The organism is Leifsonia sp. SIMBA_070 (assembly GCF_046534635.1).
GTDB lineage: Bacteria > Actinomycetota > Actinomycetes > Actinomycetales > Microbacteriaceae > Leifsonia.
The window spans coordinates 1-238 of the sequence record NZ_JAWRYK010000892.1; the positions used below are offsets into that span (position 1 = coordinate 1).

The 238-nt window shown below is 68.9% G+C and carries 1 pseudogene; it reads right to left on the bottom strand.

The window, feature by feature from the left end:
* A pseudogene (locus tag SB754_RS22790) lies at nucleotides 1-238 on the bottom strand (6-phospho-beta-glucosidase); the annotation flags it as partial.

Below are 238 nucleotides of genomic sequence, written 5' to 3' on the forward strand. Positions count from 1 at the left end.
CCAGGCATCCTTCTTGGCTTTCGCCCGGATCCGATCGGCGATATCGAGTACGACGGGCACGGTGCGCAGCGCCTTCGCGAAGCCGCCCGGTCCGGTCGTCTCCTGGCCGATGCAGCAGACCTCGTGCGGCCAGGTCTCGTCGGCGTGACGCGCCGCCTGCCCGCCGATGCGCAACTGGATCAGTACGGTGTCGGCGTCGGCCGCCGCTGCGTCCAGATCGTCCGTGACATGGACGGAT